This window comes from Rhodococcoides kyotonense, assembly GCF_900188125.1.
Taxonomy (GTDB): Bacteria; Actinomycetota; Actinomycetes; order Mycobacteriales; family Mycobacteriaceae; genus Rhodococcoides; species Rhodococcoides kyotonense.
The window spans coordinates 292,981-304,959 of record NZ_FZOW01000001.1 but is presented as its reverse complement, the minus strand read 5'-3'; the positions used below and the strand labels follow the sequence as shown (position 1 = coordinate 304,959).

Here is an 11,979-nt window from a genome sequence, read left to right as displayed (position 1 = left end):
GCTAGTCGGGACGGTCCGCTCGATTCTGGAGCAGCGATGCCAGAGCGTGGACCGTTCGACGTCCGAGAACACCTGGGTCACTGCCGATCTCGTCGAGAGTGACCGTCGTCAACGCCGACTTCTGCAACTCCGCGTGCCACGTACGGCCGACGTCGACCGGGTGCACCGGGTCGTCGACCGCTGCGACGATCGCGGTCGGTGCTGCAGTTCGCCGAAGCTCGTCGATCGTGGGGGCGACGTAGTTCGCTGCCTCGTCGAGCGCACTCGGGAGATCGGGCCACTGCGACGCCCACGAACGCGTCAACGTGTCGGACAACCACGTAGGTGAGGACGCTGTCATGCCTGCGGTCACTTCGGCGAGTCCGAGCTCGTGCAATCTGGCGGACGTATATCGAGCGCTGAGTGCAGCCGGTGCGTCGGCGGGTTCGCCGAGCCACGGCGGCAGAGCCGCGAGCACTCCGACGACTGCGCCCGGGTGTTCACGCGCCCACGACACCGCGACGGCAGCGCCGATCGAGATGCCGCCGACGAGGATCGGACCGTGTGAGCGGACCGCGTCGTCGAGCGCGTCCTCGTAGCTCGCGACGACGCGACGCGGGTCGGGATCGACTGCAAGCGTGGTCGTTCCGACACTGGTCAGAGCGGACGCGAAGGCGTCGTGCGCGAAGTGCGCGTCCGAGCCGGTACCGGGAAGAACGACGGCATGTGTGGCCCATTTCATTCCGCCGATTGTGCCCGCTCGGAGCAAGTCGCCGGTGCGGCACCGGCAGGTTGGCCCCGCGAGCCCCGCGGGTCTACAGTGGCCGTTGTACAGGCCTACAACGCGACCGGGCACCGGTCGCAGATGCTCCAGGAGCGCACCATGGCACCCGCTGCCGCAGGATATTTCCGCCGACTCACGCGGAAGCTGACCGAGGACGTCGATCAACTCGACGCCGAAGAAATGGCAGAGACGTCGGAAGCGTCGGGAGCGCGCCGCGCATGTGACTGTTCTCGCGGCGAGGAAGTCACCATGCTCGGGCGACTTCGCAGCGTGGAGACGTGTTCGAAGGCAGCCAACGCCAACATCGAGGCCGAGTTCTTCGACGGCACCGACCCGGTCACGCTGGTGTGGATCGGCCGCCGCAAGATCGCCGGTATCGAGCCCGGCAAGACAGTGATGATCAAGGGCCGCGTCGGAGTACGCGACGGCCGTAAGATCGTCTACAACCCCTACTACGAACTCCGCGACGAATCCTGAGTTCTCGCGTATGGCACCCTCGATGTCGTGACTGACAGCGACGGCAGAGCCCCGGAAGCACGAACGGTACCGGATGCGGAGAACGCGCCGGAGACCGAGAAGACTGTGCCCGCCCCCAGAAAAGAAACCGTTCTGGAACAGATGGGCGGCCTGTCGGGCCTCGTGTCGTCGACGCTGCCGGTCATCGTCTTCGTGCCGGTGAACAGTATTTTCGACAGCCTGACGGCTGCGATCTGGACGGCACTGGCCGTCGCGCTCGGCGTGATGATCTGGCGATTGGTCAAGCGCACCCCGATCCAACCGGCGATCTCGGGATTCTTCGGCGTCGGCATCTGCGCCTTCATCGCTTACCGAACCGGAGATGCCAAGGGATACTTCCTGTTCGGCATCTACACGAGCCTGTTGTACGGGGCCGTGTTCGTGCTCTCGATCGTCGCGCGGTGGCCGCTCGTCGGCGTCGCCTGGGGATATCTGAACGGCACCGGTACGACCTGGCGGACCAACCGCCGCTCGGTGTACGCGTACGACATCGCGACGTTCGCCTGGGCACTCGTCTTCGCTGCTCGTTACGTGGTTCAGTCGCAGCTCTACGATTCCGATCACACCGGATGGCTTGCGATCGCACGTATCGCGATGGGCTGGCCTCTGACCGGCGTCGCGCTCCTCGTCACGTTCTGGGCCGTGCGACGGGCAGACCGAGCCTTGAACGCCTAGACCAGACCGACGGCGGCGCGCAGTTCGCCTTCGACTTCGACCGACGCGACGAACAGCAGTTCGTCGCCGCCTTCGAGCGGGTCGTCCTGCTGGGGAACGATCACTCGTCCACCACGCAGGATCGTCACGAGCGCAGCGTCTCGCGGAAGGGACAGCTTCTTGACCGGCTTGCCTGCGAGTGGGGTGTTCTCGGGCAGCGTCACCTCGACGAGGTTCGCCTGTCCCTTCCGGAATGTCATCAGGTGCACCAGATCACCGACGGAGACGGCTTCCTCGACGAGTGAAGCCAGCATTCGCGGTGTGGACACGGCGACGTCGACGCCCCAGGACGCATCGAACAACCACTCGTTCCGTGGGTCGTTGACGCGGGCCACCACGCGATTCACACCGAACTCGGTCTTGGCCAACAGGCTCAGAACGAGGTTGGCCTTGTCGTCACCCGTCGCGGCGATCACCACGTCGTACGTCTCGAGTGACGACTCCTCGAGCAGTCGGAGCTCGCATGCGTCGGCGAGGACCCACTCCGCGTCGGGGATGGCGTCCGGGTCGAGATGGTCGAGCTTGCGTTCGAGGAGCATGACCGTGTGGTCGCTGCGAATCAGCTCGCGGGCAATGGATCTGCCGACGGCGCCGGCGCCGGCGATTGCGACTCTCATGGTTTCCCGTTCGTTTCAGGGGCGGATGTGACTAGTCGTCGGACGGGGGAGGGTTGCTCGCCAGTGCGATGGCCTCGGCCACCGTTCCGGACACCGCAGCGACGTAGATCTCGTCGTCGGCCTGGATGACCGTCTTCTTGTCGGGGAGCAACCCGGTGCCGAATCTGATGATGAACGCGACTCGGGATCGCGTCGACTCCTCGAGCAGCGTCAGCTTCTTCCCGACCCAGCCGTCGTTGATCTCGAGCAGGACCACTGCGACACTGCCGGACGGGTCACGCCACTTCGTGGTCGGATCGTCCCGCAACAGGTTGTGCAGGAACCGGTCGGTCGCCCACGGGACCGTCGCGACCGTCGGGATTCCCAGCCGCTCGTAGACCGCGGCGCGCTTGGCGTCGTAGATCCGGGCGACGACCTTGTCGACGCCGAACGTCTCCCGCGCGACGCGCGCGGCGATGATGTTCGAGTTATCGCCCGACGAGACGGCCGCGAAGGCCTCCGCCCTCTCGATGCCTGCTTTCACGAGAACGTCACGGTCGAACCCCATACCCACGATGCGCAGGCCGTCGAACGTCGGATCCAATCGCAGGAACGCGTTCTCGTCGCGGTCGATGATCGCCACGTCGTGGCCGATCCGCTGGAGTGCGCCGGCCAGCGATGCGCCGACGCGGCCACACCCCATCACCACTACGTACACCGCTGTAGCTCCCCTCGGATCAGTTCGTCGCCGGATCGAGAAGTCTCCACCGGCCAGCACCAACGTATCGGTCCGCGTGAGCTGAATCGAGCGGAGGTGTCCCGAGTCGATCGTTTCCACGCTCCTGATGACCGCATCGGCGACGAGTGCGCCTAGGCTCTCACCGTGCCCAAGCTTTCGACAGCCGCCAAGCGGCTAGTGCTCGGCAGGCCGTTCCGCAGCGACAAGCTCGGCCACACTCTGCTCCCGAAGCGCATCGCTCTACCCGTGTTCGCCTCGGACGCCATGTCGTCCGTCGCCTATGCACCCGAGGAGATATTCCTCGTTCTGTCCGTCGCGGGTATCTCGGCATACGCGTTCACTCCGTGGATCGGCCTCGCCGTCTGTGTCGTGATGGCCGTCGTGGTCGCCAGCTATCGACAGAACGTCCACGCCTACCCGTCGGGCGGCGGCGACTACGAGGTCGCCACCACGAACCTCGGTCCGACCGCAGGCCTGACGGTGGGAAGTGCGCTGCTCGTCGACTACGTCCTGACCGTGGCCGTCTCGATCTCGGCGGCCGCGTCGAACATCGGTTCCGCTGTTCCGTTCGTCGCCCAGCACAAGGTTCTGTTCGCCGTCGTCGCGATCGTGCTCATCACCGCGATCAACTTGCGCGGCATTCGTGAGTCCGGTGCCGCGTTCGCGATTCCGACCTACGCCTTCATGATCGGGATGGTCCTGATGTTGGCGTGGGGCCTGATCCGGGTCTACGTGTTCGGTGAAGACCTGCACGCGGAGTCGGCAGGGTTCGAGCTGAAGGCCGAGGACTCCCATCTGTACGGCATCGCGTTCGCGTTCCTGATCGCCCGCGCGTTCTCGTCGGGATGCGCTGCGCTCACCGGAGTCGAAGCGATCAGCAACGGTGTCCCCGCATTCCGGAAGCCGAAGTCGCGCAACGCGGCGACGACGCTGCTCCTGCTCGGCGTCATCGGCATCACCCTGCTGATGGGCATCATCGTGCTTGCCCAGAAGATCGGCATCAAGTACGCGCTCGACCCGCGAGAGCAGCTGATCGGGGCGCCGGCGGATTACCACCAGAAGACGCTCATCGCACAGCTCGCCGAGACGGTCTTCCAAGGCTTCCCGATCGGATTCTTCTTCATCACCATCGTCACGGCATTGATCCTCGTGCTCGCCGCCAATACCGCGTTCAACGGCTTTCCGGTCCTCGGTTCGGTGCTCGCGCAGGACCGCTACCTGCCCCGCCAACTTCACACCCGAGGCGACCGTCTCGCGTTCAGCAACGGAATCCTGTTCCTGTCCGGTGCCGCGATCGCGTTCGTCGTCGTGTTCGGCGCCGAGGTGACCAAGCTGATCCAGCTGTACATCGTCGGAGTGTTCGTCTCGTTCACACTGAGCCAGACCGGCATGATCCGACATTGGACACGGTTGCTCCGTACCGAGCAGGACCCGGATTCCCGACGGCACATGTACCGCTCGCGGATCGTCAACAGCGTCGGTCTCGCGATGACGGGTGCAGTGTTGGTGATCGTCCTTATCACGAAGTTCGCAGCAGGCGCGTGGATCGCCATCGTCGCCATGATCGCGATCTTCGTGCTGATGCGGATGATCCGCCGGCACTACGACACCGTCGCCCGTGAGCTCGAGAACGAGGAGTGGGACGGGGTGCTCCCAAGCCGTACGCACTCGATCGTGCTGGTGAGCAAGCTGCACATGCCGACGCTGCGGGCGTTGGCGTACGCGCGGGCTACTCGGCCGGACACGCTGGAGGCCGTCACGGTCAACGTCGACGAAGCCGACACACGCACTCTGGTCAGGGAATGGGAGGACAGCGATGTCACCGTTCCGCTGAAGGTCGTCGAGTCCCCGTATCGCGAGATCACCAAGCCTGTTCTCGACTACGTCAAGCGTGTCCGACGCGATTCGCCCCGCGACGTCGTGACCGTGTTCATTCCGGAGTACGTCGTCGGGCACTGGTGGGAGCAGATCCTGCACAACCAGAGTGCGCTGAGGCTCAAGAGCCGGCTGCTGTTCCAGCCGGGAGTCATGGTCACGAGCGTGCCGTGGCAGCTGCATTCGTCGGAGAAGGCGAAACGGGAGTCGGTCGAGAACGCGCCGGGTGCGTCCCGCCGCGGTTACGAACCCCCGAACACGCCGTGACAGGACAGGATTCGATGACGGAGAACTGGTTCGGCCGCACTGTCGAGGTCACTCTGGGACCGCCCGGTCACGGTGGCTTCTGCGTCGCCCGACACGACGGCCGCGTCATGTTCGTGCGGCACGGTCTTCCCGGAGAAGTCGTGCGCGCGAAGGTCACCGAGGATCGCGGTGGATCGTTCTGCCGCGCCGACGCGGTCGAGATCGTCTCGGCATCGGCCGACCGGATCCCGCAGGTCTGCCCGATCTCCGGCCCGGGCGGATCGGGATGCTGCGACTACTCGCACGCGACCGTCGCCGCCGGACGCGCGATGAAGGCATCGGTCGTCGCCGAGCAACTGCGACGCATCGCCGGTGTCGAACGCGACATCACCGTCGAAGCGCTGCCCGGTAACGACGACGGAACCGGCTGGCGCACCCGCGTACGGCTGGGGGTCGACGGGGCAGGCCGGGCCGGATTCCACCGATTCCGCAGTTCGACGCTCGTCACCGACCTGAGCTGCCCGCAGGTGATTCCAGGTGCCTTCACCGGCCTCGACGCCGAACGGTGGCGTCCGGGAAGCGAACTCGCAGTCGCCGTCGACGGCGACGACGTGCGCCACGTCGTCGAGATCGCACCCGCAGCGGTGTCGCGGACCGGTCGTCGCTCGCCCGGACGTCGCGGGGCTGCGGCGCGTCGAGCAGCTGCATCACGGCCCCGCCCGGAGAAGATCGTCGACGGCACTGGGCGCCCGCACGAATACGTGTCGGAACGGCAATGGGAACTCGACGCGACCGGCTTCTGGCAGGCCCATCGGCATGCGGCGCAGCGGTACAGCGACGTGGTCGCGGAGTGGTCCGACGTCGAGCCAGGGGCCGTCGCGTGGGATCTCTACGGGGGAGTGGGCGTGTTCGCGGCGAGCGTGGCCGGCGGTGTCGGGTCGTCGGGCCGGGTCGTGAGCGTCGAGTTCTCGCGACGTGCCGCGTCCGACGGTGCGGCGGCGCTCGAGGACTCGGCGCAGGTCGAATTCGTTCCCGGCCGAGTCGAGCGTGTGATCGCGACTCTTCCGTCTCCATCCGTGGTGGTGCTCGATCCGCCGCGTTCCGGCGCGGACAAGGAGGTCGTATCCGCGATCGAGGCGACCGACGCTCGTCGTGTCGTCCACATCGGTTGTGATCCAGCATCGTTCGCCCGTGACACGGCGTTGTATCGTGCCGCGGGCTTCGAATTCGCGGAGGTCCGTGCGTTCGATGCCTTCCCACTCAGCCACCACGTCGAATGCATCGGACTGTTCGTGCGCTGACGAAACGGCACCGCCCCGAGCGCCGACGGCGTGCAGTAGCGTGACCGGGTGCTGTCCAGAATGCGAACATCGTCCTTGTCCTCCCTCGCCGCCGCGGTGCTCGCCGTCGGCGCGCTGGTCTCGTGCTCGTCGGACGCGGGTGACACACCCGACCCGACCACGGAATCGTCGGAGGGTGCATTCCCGGTGACGATCGACACCAAGTTCGGCGATGTCACCGTCGACTCCAAGCCTCAGCGGGTCGTTGCGCTGGGATGGGCCGACGCCGAAACGGCTCTCGCGCTCGGTGTGCAACCCGTCGGCGCGAGCGATTGGCTTGCCTTCGGCGGTGACGGCGTCGGGCCGTGGGCGGAAGGGCTGTACCAGACGTCGCCCGAGATCATCGGGACTCAGGAGCCGTCCTACGAGGCCGTCGCCGCACTGGAACCCGATGTCATCCTCGATACGAAGAGCTCGGGAGATCAGGATCGATACGACCGGTTGTCGCAGATCGCACCGACGATCGCGCTGCCCGAGGGAGCCGACAACTACCTGACTTCGCTCGAGCAGCAGGTGACGATGGTATCGGCTGCACTCGGCGAGTCCGCGAAGGGCGCCGAACTGCTCGACGGTATCGACGCCGACTTCGCTGCCGCAGCGGCCGAGAATCCGGAGTTCGAAGGCAAGACGATCACCGTCGGCGCGTTCAGCGGAAGCGGCTACGGTGCATACATTGCCGACAACAGCCGCTTGCTGTTCATGAAGAAACTCGGCTTCGTCTCGAACCCGACGATCGACGCGCTCCCGCCGAAGGGCTTCTCGGTCCCGATCTCGGACGAGGAACTGAGTCTGCTCGAGGCCGACCTTGTCGTGATCTTCCCGATCCAGACGTCGGCGTCCGACGTCACCGGCAACCCGCTGTTCCAGAACATTCCCGCCGTGCAGGACGGTCGTTCGATCGTCTTCGAGGATCCGGTCGTCGCCAAGTCCTACTCGACCAACTCGATTCTGTCGACCGAGTACGCACTGGATGCGGTGGTTCCTCTACTCGCCGAGCGGCTTCGAGGCTAGAGGTCAGGGCGCGATCACCGCGAGTCGGCCGCGCTCGGGGAAGTGGCTGGCGAGGATCTGCTGCGCGCCGCATGTGCAGTGCTGGTAGGTGACGCGGCCTTCGCTCGTGTCGTGCCGGCTCGTGGTGGTCCATGCATGTTCGTGTGTGGTCATGTCGTCCACTGTGCTGTAATGGTCTTATGCATATCAACCCTTACGGAACATATGCGGTGCAGCTGGGTGTCGATCTGTACAACACACCTCCGACGTCGGCGGACGAACTCGGCAGGCGTTGTGTCGACGGCGGACTCGTCGTCGACACAACGCCCACCGACGCGGACCTGGCCGACGCGCTCGCGTTTCTCGAGGAGTGGGCAACCGTGGTCGACGCAGATTGCGACGAGTCGCGTGCCCAGCTTCTGAACGGGATGCTGGCTCGCGCGTCGGCGTACCCGCGCTTGACGAACCACGCCGGTGACGGATGGCACATGCACTACCGTGATCCGAACATTCCACTCGGAGCGGTGATCAGGGCGCTGGTCAGCGTAGGAACCGCGCTGCACCTGACCACCAGGGGGATGACGCGTCTCGGTCGCTGTGCGGCAGAAGGCTGTTCGCTCGTCTTCGCAGACGTCTCCCGCACGGGCCGTCAACGGTATTGCGGCACCGCATGTTCCAATCGCGACGCGGTTCGGCGGCATCGTGCCCGAGCCGCGTCGCGAGCGTGAACCGAGCCCTAGGTCTTGCGGTTGTACAGACGCATCGTCAGCGGCCCGAAGATCACCAGGAATCCGGCGCACATCGCGGCGGTGACCATCAACTTGGTCGTGTCGGGGTCACCGGCCATCAGTGACCGAATCGACGTGACGAGAAAGCTGACCGGGTTGACCTCGACGAAGGCACGTAGCCACCCCGGCATGGTCTGAGGATCCACGAAGATGTTGCTGGCGAAAGTCAGTGGGAACAGGATGAACATCGAGACGCCCATCACGGCGGCCTCGGTGCGCACGATCATCGCGATCATGGTCCAGACCCACGACAGACAGAACGAGAACACGAGCAGCAGCAGTACCGACGCGACGACGCCGACGAGTCCGCCTTCGGGGCGGAATCCGATGATCAAGCCGAGGATCAACACGATCACCGACGCCAACGAGTAACGAACGACGTCACCGAACAAGGCGCCGACGAGCGGAGACGGCCGCCAGATCGGGAGCGACCGGAACCGGTCGAAGACGCCCTTCTCGATGTCCTTGTTGATCGTCACGCCCGTGTACATCGTGATCATGACGACCGTCTGCACCAGGATGCCGGGCAGAAGAAACTGGATGTACGCGTTGGTCGACCCCGCGAGTGCCCCACCGAAGAGGTAGGTGAACAGCAGGGTGAACATGATCGGGAACATCGTCACGTCGAACAACTGTTCCGGGACGTGCTTGATCTTCAGCAGCGCACGCCACCCGAACGACAGCGACGTCGACAGCGCCGACGGGCGGGCAGGCCGAGGGCCTGCTGCGCGTAGGACGTCGGACACCGCGTCGGTGGAGTCCGTGGGCTTGGTGGTGGAAACGGTCATGACGCAGGTTCCCCGATCGTGTGGTTGTCGCCGCTCTCGTCGTCGGTGGTGTGTCCGGTCAATGCGAGGAAGACCTCGTCGAGGCTCGGTTGGCCGATGGCGAACGACGCGATCCCGATTCCCGCCTCCTCGAAGGCGGGTAGCGCAGCCGCCACGGACGACGTGGAGTCCAGGCGGGCGGCGAGAGCGGCGGGGTCGGCTTCCTCGATGATCTGCTCGCGCAGAATCGTCCGCAGAATCTGGGCTGCGGCATTGCGCTGCGCCGGGTCGAGCACTCGGACTTCCAGTGATCCTGCGCCGACCGATGCCTTCAGTTCGCTCGTCGTTCCTTCTGCGATGACTCGTCCGCGGTCGATCACGGCGATACGGCCGGCAAGGTGATCCGCCTCGTCGAGATATTGGGTCGTGAGCAGGACGGTCGTGCCTCCGGCGACGAGCGCGCGGACGATGTCCCACACCTGATTTCGACTGCGAGGGTCGAGGCCGGTGGTCGGTTCGTCGAGGAAGATGAGTTCCGGTGTGACGATGATGCTGGCCGCGATGTCGATGCGTCGACGCATGCCGCCGGAGTACGTCTTCACCTGACGGCTTCCCGCGTCGGCGATTCCGAAGGCGGTCAGCAGCTCCTCGGCGCGTGTTCGTGCCGCAGGCCTCGAATAGCCGTAGAGCCGCGCCAGCAGGACCAGGTTCTCGGTGCCGGTGAGGTCCTCGTCGAGCGACGCGAACTGACCGGTGAGGGAGACCTTGCTGCGCACCGCGTCGGCTTCGTTGGCGACGTCGTGACCGAGCACCCGAGCGGCCCCGCCGTCGATCGGTAACAACGTCGCGAGCATGCGTATGGTCGTCGTCTTCCCTGCCCCGTTGGGGCCGAGGACCCCGTACACGCCGCCCGTCGGCACCGAGAGGTCGATTCCGTCCACGGCGGCCGTGTCGCCGAACCGTTTGATCAAGCCTGAGGTCTCGATAGCCGGTTGCTGTCCCATTCGTCCAAGATTGTCCGACTCGGCCCCGTTCCGCAAATGTTTTTCCTGCTCGGCCATCCAATTCGTGACATGTACCGAATGTGTTGTGCGGCGGGAAAACGCGGAGGTTTCGGTGTGAAAGCGATATGAGCACTACTCTCTTGATCAATGAACGCGATCAGAGTCGAAGCAGTTGGGACCTCGTTCCGGTGAGCAGTAGCCCGAGTCCGGGTTCGTCCCACCAGGGAACGTCCGGGCCAGAAGACACCCCGTCGATGCAGGACGACGCCGATGGACCGGCATGTGCCGTTCCGAGTGCGCAGTTGCGCAACTTGCGCGCGGACGAGGCCGAGCGCCTTCGGCGCTTGATGCTCGCGGTCGCCGGAGGTGACCAACGTGCGTTCGGCGAGTTGTACGACGCCACGTCGGCGCGCGTCTACGGCATGGTGCTGCGGGTTCTTCGTGACCCGGGGTACAGCGAGGAGACGACGCAGGAAGTGTTCCTGCAGGTCTGGCGGTCGGCACCCAACTACGACCCGAACCAGGGGAGCCCGCTCGCCTGGATCATGACGTTGGCGCACCGCCGTGCTGTCGACCGCGTTCGGTCCGAGCAATCCGGTACCGATCGCGAGGCCGCTTACGGCGCGATCAGCCACTCGCCGGAGCACGACGAGGTGCTCGAAGCGGTCACGCAGCGACTCGAGTCGGACGCAGTGATTGCGTGCCTCGACACACTCACCGATACACAGCGTGAATCGGTACGAATGGCTTACTACAGCGGTTGGACTTACCGCGAGGTGGCCGAGCGGCTCGATGTAGCCGTGCCGACCATCAAATCGCGAATACGGGACGGATTGATCAAGTTGAAGACATGTCTGGGGGTGACACCCTCGTGAGTGAGGCATCACGACAACGACTGCTCGACGCCGCGGAGGTGTACGCACTCCACGCGGTCAGCGAAGCAGAGCATGCCGAGATCGAGAGCGACCTTCGGTCGGTGGACGACACTGCGCGCGTCCAGTTCAACATCCTCGTCAGCGAGATCCAGGAGACGCTGGCGTTGGTATCGGTGCTCGATGCAGTCGAACCACCAGCCGAACTGAGAATGCGTGTGCTGGAAGAAATTCCGAATCACGTGCAGTCCGCGCCGACGCCAGGCGAGGGCTCGAACGTGACCAGCATGGCACGCCATCGTGGTCGGCGAAACGCCAAGTGGCGGACCACGTTGATGGCGGCCGCTGCTGCCGTCGTCGTAGCGGTGGGTGGTGCGGTCGTGGCGACGCAGGTGCTGGGCAACGATCCGAGTCCGACGCAAGCCGAGCAGATCGTCGCAGCGCCCGACGCGCGTCAGGCCGTTGCCGAATTCCCCGGTGGCGGAACGGCAACTGTGTCGTACTCGCGTGACTCCGATTCGGTCGTCGTCACGCTCGACGGTGTTCCGGCACCCGAGGCAGGCAAGGACTACCAGATGTGGTTCGTCGACGGGACGCCTCGATCGGTCGGTCTGGTGACCTCCGATCAGCTGGCGAACGGCGACGAGACCGTAATCGACGGGATGGGAACGTCGACCAACTTCGCGTTCTCGCTCGAGCCCGCAGGCGGTTCGCCGCAACCCACCGACGTGCTGACGATGGTGACGTTGACGGCGTAGCGGTCACCCTT

At 65.3% G+C, this 11,979-nt stretch carries 14 protein-coding genes; 8 read left to right on the top strand and 6 right to left on the bottom strand.

Annotation, left to right across the window (positions count from 1 at the left end; genetic code table 11):
• Nucleotide 1: 1 nt before the first annotated feature.
• Complete coding sequence (locus CHB96_RS01355) at nt 2–721, bottom strand: alpha/beta hydrolase (protein ID WP_089242758.1); 720 nt, start codon at nt 719–721, stop codon at nt 2–4.
• A 141-nt stretch (nt 722–862) separates the two neighbouring features.
• Here CHB96_RS01355 and CHB96_RS01350 point away from each other — a divergent pair, with 141 nt between their 5' ends.
• Both CHB96_RS01350 and CHB96_RS01345 read left to right on the top strand, forming a co-directional pair.
• Complete coding sequence (locus tag CHB96_RS01350; protein ID WP_089243046.1) at nt 863–1,240, top strand: OB-fold nucleic acid binding domain-containing protein; 378 nt, start codon at nt 863–865, stop codon at nt 1,238–1,240.
• Nucleotides 1,241–1,381: 141 nt separating this feature from the next.
• Complete coding sequence (locus tag CHB96_RS01345; RefSeq protein ID WP_089243045.1) at nt 1,382–1,954, top strand: DUF3159 domain-containing protein; 573 nt, start codon at nt 1,382–1,384, stop codon at nt 1,952–1,954.
• On the opposite strand, the gene CHB96_RS01340 is transcribed toward CHB96_RS01345, so the two are convergent.
• On the bottom strand, nt 1,951–2,610 hold the full coding sequence (locus CHB96_RS01340; RefSeq protein WP_089242757.1) for a potassium channel family protein: 660 nt from the start codon (nt 2,608–2,610) through the stop codon (nt 1,951–1,953). The two genes, CHB96_RS01345 and CHB96_RS01340, sit on opposite strands and share 4 nt — an antisense overlap.
• A 31-nt stretch (nt 2,611–2,641) precedes the next feature.
• Nucleotides 2,642–3,307, bottom strand: coding sequence for a potassium channel family protein (locus CHB96_RS01335; protein WP_176444103.1), 666 nt, complete (start codon nt 3,305–3,307; stop codon nt 2,642–2,644).
• 165 nt (nt 3,308–3,472) lie between these two features.
• Here CHB96_RS01335 and CHB96_RS01330 point away from each other — a divergent pair, with 165 nt between their 5' ends.
• From CHB96_RS01330 to CHB96_RS01320, 3 genes are read left to right on the top strand one after another with little or no spacing between them, the layout of a single operon-like run.
• On the top strand, nt 3,473–5,470 hold the full coding sequence (locus CHB96_RS01330) for an APC family permease (RefSeq protein ID WP_089242756.1): 1,998 nt from the start codon (nt 3,473–3,475) through the stop codon (nt 5,468–5,470).
• 14 nt (nt 5,471–5,484) lie between these two features.
• Complete coding sequence (locus tag CHB96_RS01325) at nt 5,485–6,750, top strand: class I SAM-dependent RNA methyltransferase (RefSeq protein WP_089243043.1); 1,266 nt, start codon at nt 5,485–5,487, stop codon at nt 6,748–6,750.
• Nucleotides 6,751–6,810: 60 nt separating this feature from the next.
• Nucleotides 6,811–7,800 carry an iron-siderophore ABC transporter substrate-binding protein gene (locus CHB96_RS01320; protein WP_089242755.1) on the top strand — a complete coding sequence of 330 codons (990 nt, stop codon included), beginning with the start codon at nt 6,811–6,813 and terminating at the stop codon, nt 7,798–7,800.
• 3 nt (nt 7,801–7,803) lie between these two features.
• On the opposite strand, the gene CHB96_RS29530 is transcribed toward CHB96_RS01320, so the two are convergent.
• On the bottom strand, nt 7,804–7,953 hold the full coding sequence (locus tag CHB96_RS29530) for a hypothetical protein (protein WP_176444061.1): 150 nt from the start codon (nt 7,951–7,953) through the stop codon (nt 7,804–7,806).
• 26 nt (nt 7,954–7,979) lie between these two features.
• Between CHB96_RS29530 and CHB96_RS01315 the strand changes: the two genes are divergently transcribed.
• Nucleotides 7,980–8,507 (top strand): CGNR zinc finger domain-containing protein, encoded by a 528-nt coding sequence (locus CHB96_RS01315; RefSeq protein WP_176444060.1) that lies wholly within the window; start codon nt 7,980–7,982, stop codon nt 8,505–8,507.
• 8 nt (nt 8,508–8,515) lie between these two features.
• Here CHB96_RS01315 and CHB96_RS01310 read toward each other — a convergent pair whose 3' ends face one another.
• A complete protein-coding gene (locus tag CHB96_RS01310) occupies nt 8,516–9,355 on the bottom strand; it encodes an ABC transporter permease (RefSeq protein WP_089242753.1) in 840 nt (279 codons plus the stop codon).
• Entirely contained in the window at nt 9,352–10,338 is a 987-nt protein-coding gene (locus CHB96_RS01305; RefSeq protein WP_176444059.1) for an ATP-binding cassette domain-containing protein, read from the bottom strand. Before CHB96_RS01305 ends, CHB96_RS01310 begins: the two co-directional genes overlap by 4 nt.
• A 125-nt stretch (nt 10,339–10,463) precedes the next feature.
• Between CHB96_RS01305 and CHB96_RS01300 the strand changes: the two genes are divergently transcribed.
• Both CHB96_RS01300 and CHB96_RS01295 read left to right on the top strand, forming a co-directional pair.
• The gene (locus CHB96_RS01300) at nt 10,464–11,213 is read left to right on the top strand and encodes a sigma-70 family RNA polymerase sigma factor (RefSeq protein WP_089242751.1); all 750 of its coding nucleotides are present in this window, start codon (nt 10,464–10,466) and stop codon (nt 11,211–11,213) included.
• Nucleotides 11,210–11,968: an anti-sigma factor gene (locus tag CHB96_RS01295; protein ID WP_089242750.1), complete on the top strand. Its 759-nt coding sequence runs from the start codon at nt 11,210–11,212 to the stop codon at nt 11,966–11,968. Before CHB96_RS01300 ends, CHB96_RS01295 begins: the two co-directional genes overlap by 4 nt.
• Nucleotides 11,969–11,979: the final 11 nt, after the last annotated feature.

What these genes read in the sequence shown, in the direction of transcription:
- CHB96_RS01355 (WP_089242758.1), bottom strand. Translation starts at nt 721, where the DNA reads ATGAAATGGGCCACACATGCCGTCGTTCTTCCCGGTACCGGCTCGGAC.
- CHB96_RS01350 (WP_089243046.1), top strand. Translation starts at nt 863, where the DNA reads ATGGCACCCGCTGCCGCAGGATATTTCCGCCGACTCACGCGGAAGCTG.
- CHB96_RS01345 (WP_089243045.1), top strand. Translation starts at nt 1,382, where the DNA reads ATGGGCGGCCTGTCGGGCCTCGTGTCGTCGACGCTGCCGGTCATCGTC.
- CHB96_RS01340 (WP_089242757.1), bottom strand. Translation starts at nt 2,610, where the DNA reads ATGAGAGTCGCAATCGCCGGCGCCGGCGCCGTCGGCAGATCCATTGCC.
- CHB96_RS01325 (WP_089243043.1), top strand. Translation starts at nt 5,485, where the DNA reads ATGACGGAGAACTGGTTCGGCCGCACTGTCGAGGTCACTCTGGGACCG.
- CHB96_RS01320 (WP_089242755.1), top strand. Translation starts at nt 6,811, where the DNA reads ATGCGAACATCGTCCTTGTCCTCCCTCGCCGCCGCGGTGCTCGCCGTC.
- CHB96_RS29530 (WP_176444061.1), bottom strand. Translation starts at nt 7,953, where the DNA reads ATGACCACACACGAACATGCATGGACCACCACGAGCCGGCACGACACG.
- CHB96_RS01315 (WP_176444060.1), top strand. Translation starts at nt 7,980, where the DNA reads ATGCATATCAACCCTTACGGAACATATGCGGTGCAGCTGGGTGTCGAT.
- CHB96_RS01310 (WP_089242753.1), bottom strand. Translation starts at nt 9,355, where the DNA reads ATGACCGTTTCCACCACCAAGCCCACGGACTCCACCGACGCGGTGTCC.
- CHB96_RS01305 (WP_176444059.1), bottom strand. Translation starts at nt 10,338, where the DNA reads ATGGGACAGCAACCGGCTATCGAGACCTCAGGCTTGATCAAACGGTTC.
- CHB96_RS01300 (WP_089242751.1), top strand. Translation starts at nt 10,464, where the DNA reads ATGAGCACTACTCTCTTGATCAATGAACGCGATCAGAGTCGAAGCAGT.